The organism is Ignisphaera sp. (assembly GCA_038735125.1).
Taxonomy (GTDB): Archaea; Thermoproteota; Thermoprotei_A; order Sulfolobales; family Ignisphaeraceae; genus Ignisphaera.
In genome coordinates this window covers 137,465-145,562 of sequence record JAVYNU010000004.1, presented here as the reverse complement: position 1 = coordinate 145,562, position 8,098 = coordinate 137,465, and the positions used below count along the sequence as shown (strand labels likewise).

The 8,098-nt window shown below is 44.1% G+C and carries 12 protein-coding genes; 7 read left to right on the top strand and 5 right to left on the bottom strand.

Annotated features, from left to right (window positions below; all coding sequences use genetic code 11):
• Positions 1 to 298: 298 nt before the first annotated feature.
• The 3 genes from QW284_06220 to QW284_06210 all read right to left on the bottom strand — a co-directional run bounded on the left by QW284_06220 (position 299) and on the right by QW284_06210 (position 1,558).
• Positions 299 to 724: a hypothetical protein gene (locus QW284_06220; protein ID MEM0339264.1), complete on the bottom strand. Its 426-nt coding sequence runs from the start codon at positions 722 to 724 to the stop codon at positions 299 to 301.
• 51 nt (positions 725 to 775) lie between these two features.
• On the bottom strand, positions 776 to 1,057 hold the full coding sequence (locus QW284_06215) for a hypothetical protein (protein ID MEM0339263.1): 282 nt from the start codon (positions 1,055 to 1,057) through the stop codon (positions 776 to 778).
• Positions 1,058 to 1,414: 357 nt separating this feature from the next.
• The gene (locus QW284_06210; GenBank protein MEM0339262.1) at positions 1,415 to 1,558 is read right to left on the bottom strand and encodes a hypothetical protein; all 144 of its coding nucleotides are present in this window, start codon (positions 1,556 to 1,558) and stop codon (positions 1,415 to 1,417) included.
• 221 nt (positions 1,559 to 1,779) lie between these two features.
• On the opposite strand from QW284_06210, the gene QW284_06205 reads away from it, so the two are divergent.
• A complete protein-coding gene (locus QW284_06205; GenBank protein ID MEM0339261.1) occupies positions 1,780 to 1,932 on the top strand; it encodes a hypothetical protein in 153 nt (50 codons plus the stop codon).
• On the opposite strand, the gene QW284_06200 is transcribed toward QW284_06205, so the two are convergent.
• Positions 1,916 to 2,620 (bottom strand): archaellin/type IV pilin N-terminal domain-containing protein, encoded by a 705-nt coding sequence (locus QW284_06200; protein ID MEM0339260.1) that lies wholly within the window; start codon positions 2,618 to 2,620, stop codon positions 1,916 to 1,918. The two genes, QW284_06205 and QW284_06200, sit on opposite strands and share 17 nt — an antisense overlap.
• 396 nt (positions 2,621 to 3,016) lie before the next feature.
• On the opposite strand from QW284_06200, the gene QW284_06195 reads away from it, so the two are divergent.
• Positions 3,017 to 3,724 carry a phospholipase D-like domain-containing protein gene (locus QW284_06195; GenBank protein MEM0339259.1) on the top strand — a complete coding sequence of 236 codons (708 nt, stop codon included), beginning with the start codon at positions 3,017 to 3,019 and terminating at the stop codon, positions 3,722 to 3,724.
• On the opposite strand, the gene QW284_06190 is transcribed toward QW284_06195, so the two are convergent.
• Complete coding sequence (locus tag QW284_06190) at positions 3,714 to 4,169, bottom strand: hypothetical protein (GenBank protein MEM0339258.1); 456 nt, start codon at positions 4,167 to 4,169, stop codon at positions 3,714 to 3,716. The genes QW284_06195 and QW284_06190 overlap by 11 nt on opposite strands.
• A 597-nt stretch (positions 4,170 to 4,766) precedes the next feature.
• On the opposite strand from QW284_06190, the gene nagA reads away from it, so the two are divergent.
• From nagA to QW284_06165, 5 genes are all read left to right on the top strand, one after another.
• Positions 4,767 to 5,774 carry an N-acetylglucosamine-6-phosphate deacetylase gene (nagA, locus tag QW284_06185; GenBank protein ID MEM0339257.1) on the top strand — a complete coding sequence of 336 codons (1,008 nt, stop codon included), beginning with the start codon at positions 4,767 to 4,769 and terminating at the stop codon, positions 5,772 to 5,774.
• 90 nt (positions 5,775 to 5,864) lie between these two features.
• Complete coding sequence (locus QW284_06180) at positions 5,865 to 6,833, top strand: GNAT family N-acetyltransferase (protein MEM0339256.1); 969 nt, start codon at positions 5,865 to 5,867, stop codon at positions 6,831 to 6,833.
• An 83-nt stretch (positions 6,834 to 6,916) separates the two neighbouring features.
• Positions 6,917 to 7,318, top strand: coding sequence for a DUF134 domain-containing protein (locus tag QW284_06175; protein ID MEM0339255.1), 402 nt, complete (start codon positions 6,917 to 6,919; stop codon positions 7,316 to 7,318).
• Positions 7,302 to 7,613, top strand: coding sequence for a hypothetical protein (locus QW284_06170; GenBank protein ID MEM0339254.1), 312 nt, complete (start codon positions 7,302 to 7,304; stop codon positions 7,611 to 7,613). Before QW284_06175 ends, QW284_06170 begins: the two co-directional genes overlap by 17 nt.
• Entirely contained in the window at positions 7,610 to 8,020 is a 411-nt protein-coding gene (locus QW284_06165) for a NifB/NifX family molybdenum-iron cluster-binding protein (GenBank protein ID MEM0339253.1), read from the top strand. The genes QW284_06170 and QW284_06165 overlap by 4 nt, the downstream gene beginning before the upstream one ends.
• Positions 8,021 to 8,098 lie beyond the last annotated feature (78 nt).

Here is an 8,098-nt window from a genome sequence, read left to right as displayed (position 1 = left end):
CTTACCACTCCCATTAGGCCCAACCAAAGCATATATCTCACCATCGCCAACAGTAAAAGAAAGGCCATCAACACCTACAGACCCCCTACCATAGACCTTAACAAGATCCCTAACAACAACAGCAGACGCACTCACTCAAACCACCACACAAACAACGCATATAGAGCATATATAAAATTTTTGTATTTTTGCATACACAACCATCCAAACAAAAGGCCGTCAAAAACCAAACAAACGGTTACGAAACACCAAACAACTACCTAAACATCCCAAAACACAGATAGGCAAACACATAACATCAGCTAACACAGTACTTTCTAGCCAACAATTGAGTGACAACAAATTGAAAGGTTATGAACGCAATAATTGCGTTCCCAATGGCATTGAATCCCATTTTTATGTTAAGCAATATCTCCAAAACCTCGTTTGAATACCATGCACATGCAATCCCCATCACGCCGCTGATAGGCACAATTAAAAAGACTAGATTCAAGCTAATTCTATGGCATGCTCCAAGCCAATAGAATAACATAAGTATATACACCATTATCATGGCCATGATTAGAAGCACTACAAATGCAGTCAAATACCCAAAAGCCTTTATCAAAAGCAATGAAAACCAAGGCATAAACCAAACAAGGAAAGCACAAAAAGCTACAATTATTACAATATACATTATGGCAGTCTTTAAAGACGGCTCTTTCCCCGAGACCTGCTGCACCATACAACACCACCTAAATATTGAATATTAATAAAAAATTGTAAATTTTTAACTTTACCTTCCTGCAGGAGGTAGTGAAAGAACGTTACAGTTAGAGCCAAAGAGATTCCAAAGAAGTGTTCCGCCAAGTGAACTAGCAACGCTGACGCTAATGGCAGTACTGATACTCTTTATGACAAATCCCGCTATGCCAGACATCATGAACAGTCCGGCTGATGCTATATAAAGTCCTAAGCATGCAACAGTGCTATTGCGGACTAAGTAACCAACGCCTATGGTAACCAATCCTACTATTGTAACTACTATTCCAACTAGTAGCCATGGAAAGTCTATCACTAGTGCATATCCTTTTTCTACTGGCTTGTCTATTTCTTTTGGTATATTGTTTGCTAACCCATTTAATGCGTTGGCTATTTGCGGATATGCTGTCGGTACGTATCCTCCCTTTTAACGATAGAATAGATTTGAATACTTTTGAATAACTCTGTTTTTCTGTTTGGCAGTGAGCCGCGATGCGATGAGGTTCAATCTATAGATGGGCCTTGCAGTATTGGGCTTCACGGAGCTTTGTGAGTTGTGGGCGGAGCTAGCGAGTCTACAGCAGGGGTTAATCTCTTTTGCGGAGCTAAAAATATTGAAGAACTATCTAAAAAGTATCGTGGGAGGGGATACTGCACGTTCCTCAGGTTTTGTTTAGCGAACCTGTCTTTTGGATATTGTGTAGAGGGTTATGAGCACCAATGTGGAGAACGCTACAAAGAGTGTTCCTATGGCTAGTCGGAGGGGTATATCTAGTTGGATGTTGAGCATGTTTTCTAGAGCTCTTCGAAGCCTCAATAGGCAACCCGAGAGCGTCTCTGTAAGTTTAGTATTGGGGCTTCTAGGCGTCTGGAATTTGTGAATATGTCTATCTGTGTCTGGATTTAGCTAGGTGTAGTGTTAGGGCGAAGAGTATGTGGAGGCCTATGGCGAGGCATGCAACAGCCAAGCCAATAAACACATAAAACAATACATCGCTTTGAAAAGTGGATAGGTAGAGCAGAATAGTGCCTATAACGATGAAGGCTATAGACTCAAAAAATATGATAATTAGAGAATGGTCTGAAGAAGATGAACCAGAAAAAGTATTTGAGAGTAAAAAAATATTTTTGTTTTCAAATTTCAAGCCAATCACATCAACAGCCTTTCCCAAGGCTAGCCAAGATCTATGACACTATACGCTAAAGACGCTGGAACAGTCCTCTCAACAGTTAGAGCAGCACCAATCGGAGGCTTAATCTCAACCTTAAAGACGTCGTACGGGTTGAGACCCTTTATACTTGCGTGGCCAAGATCTTCAGCCAGCTTTGTGAAGTTGACAACAATCAAGACTTTCTCACCCGGCTGGAGCACTGTATCACCGTTGTTGTTGGGACTCCACACTACTGCAACACCATTGGTCACGTGTCCTGCTAGCATACAGAGATTCGTTATGTTATAGCTGTAAGTCCCAGTTTTTCCAAGGTTATTAATTGCCTTAGTAAGATTGGTGACTGCTTGCTTCGTATCGTTATAGAGGTTTGTGCCAGCTATCTTGTTTATTACCCATGTTGCTATGTCTGCTTTTCCTGGTGTCAAATCGACGTCTTTTTGTCCTGCTGATAGTCTAACTGGTATTATGACACATATTACTTCTTGGTTAGTTGTACCTACCTTTGCTAGTACTGTTCCGTCTACTTCTAGTGAGCTGCTTGCTTGTGCGAGGCCCTGGGCCATGACCTCTTTGCTTCTTTGTGTTGTGTAAAAGCCCATGTTTAGTGCTACAAAGGCTAGTGCAGCAGCCACTACGACAAATGCTATTAGCACTATAGCAGCCTCTATACCCACAATACCCCTCAACAGTCTCGTTCTCATCTTCATCCCATTCACCTGTCCCAAGAAATTTGGCACTCCTCAAGAATATTCAAGATTAGTGCATAGAGGCGACCACACGCCTAGAACAACAAACAAATCAAGCAATAGAATGTGGAGACGCCAGCGCGCTAATGTATAAAGAGAGGAGGTGTTGATCCAGAGCTGGTTGTAGCAATCCTGGTCTCGAATCTGCGTAGCTTGATCCTCAGAGAGCTGATCTGGCGCCACAGTTAGTTGTTCTCATATTCATTGCTGATAGGGTTGGATAGCGAAACACAGTTATAGCGGCTTATCCGCTGCTGAGTTTTTGCTGATCTTGGTTCATTGTGTAGAGGAGTTGGGTTTGTGAGCTATAAAGGTAAAATACCTCTTGTGATCTATTTCAAGTTTTGCTGTTAAAAGGTGGTAAGTGCTGTGGCTTCGAAAATGTTTGTTGTGTTTGTGTTTGGGCTGTTGATAGGATTTGCAATAGCCTTTGCAGCCATGCGTGTTGTGGAGCAACGAGGGGCTGTGGCTACACAGACGTGTGTAGCGACATTGACTCAAACCCAGGCAATGTATGTAGAGCTGCAAACGCCTGTCCACGTCGCGTCGCTTGCCACGATAGTGAACGCTTCTGTGTCTTCGGTGGGGTTTGGGTGTGGGGTTGGTGTTCTGGTTGATAAGAGCTATTTCCAGGCTGTTCAAAGCCTTCTTGAAAGAGCCAACAAAAGTATCTACATAGTTATGTATGCTATGAAATATGATCCTGCAGAGCCTGGCGACCCTGTCAACGAGCTTCTCGACATAGTTGTTAATAAGAGTAGGTATGGGGTTGATGTGAAGATAGTGGTGGATGATGTGACGTACAAGGACTATCCAGATACCATAGCCTTTCTGCTTAGAAACAACATAAGTGTTAGACTCGACGAGTCTAGTGGTAGGACAACCCACGCCAAGCTGGTTATAGTAGATAATAGAACGGCTGTTCTTGGAAGCCACAACTGGACTGAGAGTGCTCTTCAGCTCAACCACGAAGCATCTGTAGAGATAGACTGTCCAGATGCCGTCAGAACCCTTCTAAACTACTTCGATAGCCTGTGGGCGGGTGGAAGAACAATCAAGCAGTAGATTGTATGTGCTGAAAAGGCTCTGCAAACCTATTGCAAACACCTTTCAAAAGCTCGCTAGCAACTATAGCGGATCTGCACATGCTCCTGACTATTGTCATCCCCTTGCCTAGGTACACAGGCCTTCTAAAGACAATGACATCACCGTTTCTTATAAGCAGTATGCCAACCCTCGGATCAACTCTACTCAAAGCCCATGTGTAGAAACTGTATGGAATAGCGACATAGAGATAGTCGGTCAGTTCAATACGCCTCCAAATCTGCTTATAGACCTTGTCACGAGGCCTCCTCTTAACCTCTACAACATGGACATAGACACGATCAGAAGAAGGCTCAAAAGCAACAACATCAAACTCAACACCATCTAAAACGACATTCCTATAAACATCGAACCCAGCACTCCTAAACCTCGATACAACTGATTCGACTAAACCATTCTCATCCAAGCCAGCAACACCAAAACCCAAAGCCCTACTACGAATTGAAGCAGAACATATATGTGCACATCGGTAGGCAAAGAAAGTACAAGTTCTATGGAAATCCAACAAAATAAAAACCCTCTATAAAAAGTGCTACACTAGTATTACTAGCAACAGGTTGAATATAGCTATCCAAACCAATACCATAATACATATAACTAAAAGTAATAGAGGTATTATCTGCAGAAAGCCGTATATATCTAGCACAGAGCATATTATATACTCGGGGCGCCAAACCCCAGCTGTGTGGATGACACACAAACATGGCATGCTGGGGCCCAGCTCCTTAGGCAGCTCTCAGGGGATAAGCCCTGGGGGTTGTCTAGGGGGCTTGACCCTGGTATGCCCATGTTTGTGTGTCATCCACACAGCTGGGGGGCGAGGCTGTTATTCTGGCTACATGTCATATTGTTCTAGTGTGAGTGTCTTTCTGTTCTTAGACTACGTTGTCTCGGTATGGTCATTGAGCTAGCATTTGACGAAAGCTAATAATGTTGTTGGTGTTGGTTCTGGGCGCTTTGATGGCTATGCTGATGAGAGGGTTGATTTAGAGGGTTGACTCTTTTGCCAGGTTTTGTCGATACCCATACCCACGGTGTTGGAGGTTTCGATATAACTGCTAGCCCGTTGCCTGAGACTGTTATTGAGATGGCTAGGAGGTTTGTGAGGTATGGGGTTACGGGCTTTCTTCCAACAACTGTTTCCGCACCTCATGAAACCCTTGTAAGGGCTTGTAGAGCTGTTAGAGAGGCTTCAAAGCTTTGGAAACCATCTATTGGTTCTAGGGTTCTTGGTATACATCTAGAGGGGCCCTATATCAGTCGTGAGGTGGCTGGGGCCCAGAACACAGAGTTTGTTAGACTTCCATCTGTAGAGGAGTTCAAGGTCTACTACGAGGAGTCTGGGGGCTTGCTGAAGCAGATTACCATAGCGCCTGAGCTGCCGGGGGCTGCAAAGCTTATAGAGTTTGCTAAGGGCTTGGGGGTCACCGTTAGCGCTGGACATACAGACGCTGGCTATGAGGTTGGCTTAGAGGCTGTTAGACTAGGTGTTTCGAAGGCTACACATCTGTTCAATGGCATGAGGCGGTTTCACCATAGAGACCCTGGGGTTGCTCTAGCCCTTATCCAGTCTCCAAATGTCTATCTAGAGATTATAGCTGACTTCATACATCTCCACCCAGCAGTCGTTAAGATGGTTGTAGACTATGCGACGCCTAGGAGAATAGTTCTGGTTACAGACTCCATAGCGGCTACAGGGCTTGGCGATGGCGTCTACAATCTCGGTGGTCTAGAAGTTGTTGTTGAGAGGGGTGTATGCAGATTGGCGAAGACAGGTGGTTTAGCTGGGAGCACGCTGACCATAGATAAAGCGTTTAGAAACATTGTGTCGCTTGGATACACACTAAGAGAAGCCTCTATGATGGCTAGCTACAACCCCGCTAAGAGCATAAGGCTTGGGATAAACATTGGAGATATTGCGCCAGGCTATAGGGCAGACTTTGTAGTTGTTGATGATAGGCTAGACATTGTTAAAACTGTTATCGATGGAGAGATTGTTTATGAGAGGTAACAGCATTTCGATACACATGCCTCGCTTTTAACATGCAAATGCTTTTAAACTCTGTAGCGCATAGTCTACATGTAATGAATGTGGGATTGTATGGAGGAATCGGATTCAGATTCAGAAGATGATTCGTCTAGCGATAAATGTTTGGATATCTCCATTAGAAGAGCCAGAATTTCTGATGTTGACAACATATTTAGGATATATAGCGAGAGTATTCAGTATCTCGATTTGGAGAGCAAAGAGTGGATAGCCGGTGTTATTAGGAAGAGGAGCAGGAGGATCAGAATATATGTTGCCATCCACAACAAGAGTGTGGCAGGCTTTGCCATAGTTTATAAGAAGAGAGATAAGGCATATGTCGACGCCCTTGCCATAGACGAGATGTTTAGGGGGAGGGGAATAGGAGAGTGCCTGCTTAGAAACGTTGAAGAGGCGTTGGCTGGTGAGGGTGTTGAGAAAATCTATCTAACTGTGAAAAACCATAATAATAGGGCTCTTGGAATGTATGTAAAGAACGGCTATAGAATATCAAATGTCATTCTAGTTCTAGAGGCAAAGCTAAGTAGCATAGATATTAGCGTAGATAAGAAGGTTTTGGAGAGGACTAGGATAAGCGTTGACAGCGTCAAGAGAGCGTCTATTCCAAGAGTCAAACTACTTGATTTGACCATGTGGAACAACTTCACATGGGATGTAGACGAAGCTATATATAGGCTTAGCGGAGAGGAGGTAACGATAATAACAGTTTACAAGGGTAGGAGAATAGCTGGGGTTGCACAGCTATCTACCGCCAGTAGCAAGATTGTTGTTGAGAGATTGGCACTATCCTACTACAGACCAACAGAATCTCTAAAGGTGTTGATAGACTCTGTAAAGAGGTTTGCTGATAGAGGCATAGACACAAGCATTGTTATACCAGTAGACTCTTCAAAGACATCGCTACTCAAAACACTTATATCGATGGGCTTTAGAATAGTTGATAGCGAGTATGTGCTCTACAAAGATGTTGGAGAAGAGCAAGAGAAGAATATAAGCAGTGTAGCATTAGCCAAACATGTTTAACCAGCCAATCAGAAAGAGTAAAATATTTCCTAACGCAAAAATCTACCAGCAAAAGCATTCATTCTTGGTAGCGGTGGCTTTGTGTGCCTAGGCGATTCAGAAGAGGCTGGATGGGTGGATTCGGTGTTAGAACACCCCCCGCAAGGTGTAGTATACCCATTGAAGACACTGTATTCATACCTGTTAAACCTGTTGAAAGCCTGAGCTTCGGCGACTACATAGAGATCTACGATTACGAGGTTGAGGCCCTTGTCCACATACATGTTGAGGGGCTTTCCATGGAGGAGGCTGCGAATAGAATGGGCCTGTCAAAAGCAACCTTTTGGAGAATTCTAGAGGGCGCTAGATTCAAGGTTGCCAAGGCGCTAGCTGAGAGAAAGCCTATGAAACTTGTTTCAACTAGGCAGATGGTCGATGATAATAAGAGCTTATTAACCGAGAAACAGGTTTCAAGTACTGGTGACGAAAATGAGTTGGTGGAATAGGTTTTGGAGAGGCCCATACCCAGGCAATGGGCCCTGGAGCCATCTACCACCGTGGCAGAGACCCGGATGGCTATTTGGTGGAGGGTGGTACTGGCTACAATATCTAGGCAAATACTGGTACCAGCCACCAATCACACCACCACCAACTGTACCAATAGCTCCCATTGATCCAGAGACTGAGATTAGGTATCTCGAAGAGCTGAGGAGATATATCAGCGATGTGATGCTAAAAGGGATTGATGCTAGGATAGAGGAGCTTAGAAGGCTCTTGGGAAAGGGGCAAGGCAGTAGATGAAGAGGACAGTTATTGTAGCAATACCTGTGGCAGGCTCTGGCCAAAACCCATATGTTTTTCCACATTTTGGCGGAGCACCGTTCTTTGCAATAGTTGAGATAGACGGGAATAGCTTTAGAGTAGCAAAAATGCTCAAGAACGAACATGTTGTCCATGGTCACGGCCAAGGACATGGACATCTGATAATAGAGGAGCTTGCTAGACAGGGAGTAGAAGCTGTGGTTGTTGCCAGCATTGGCCAGGGGGCCTTCTACCAGCTGAGAAGCTTGGGGATGAAAATCTATGTCTTGCCAAAGAGAGAAAAAGGGTTGTACAATCTGGAGGAGGCTATAAAGATGCTCATAGAGAACAGAATCAGCGAGGTGCTAGAGCCTGTGGAGCATGAAGATCATGTGCATAACCACTAAAGAGAGTCTACCCCACAAAGATATTCGGCAATGCTTAAATCCTTTCTAAACAATAAAAATAGAAATTGTTCCTGAAGG

Bases quoted from the DNA above. Each gene is read 5' to 3' on its own strand.
- QW284_06220 (MEM0339264.1), bottom strand. From the start codon at position 724: ATGGTGCAGCAGGTCTCGGGGAAAGAGCCGTCTTTAAAGACTGCCATA.
- QW284_06205 (MEM0339261.1), top strand. From the start codon at position 1,780: ATGAAGGCTATAGACTCAAAAAATATGATAATTAGAGAATGGTCTGAA.
- QW284_06200 (MEM0339260.1), bottom strand. From the start codon at position 2,620: ATGAAGATGAGAACGAGACTGTTGAGGGGTATTGTGGGTATAGAGGCT.
- QW284_06180 (MEM0339256.1), top strand. From the start codon at position 5,865: ATGGAGGAATCGGATTCAGATTCAGAAGATGATTCGTCTAGCGATAAA.
- QW284_06170 (MEM0339254.1), top strand. From the start codon at position 7,302: ATGAGTTGGTGGAATAGGTTTTGGAGAGGCCCATACCCAGGCAATGGG.
- QW284_06165 (MEM0339253.1), top strand. From the start codon at position 7,610: ATGAAGAGGACAGTTATTGTAGCAATACCTGTGGCAGGCTCTGGCCAA.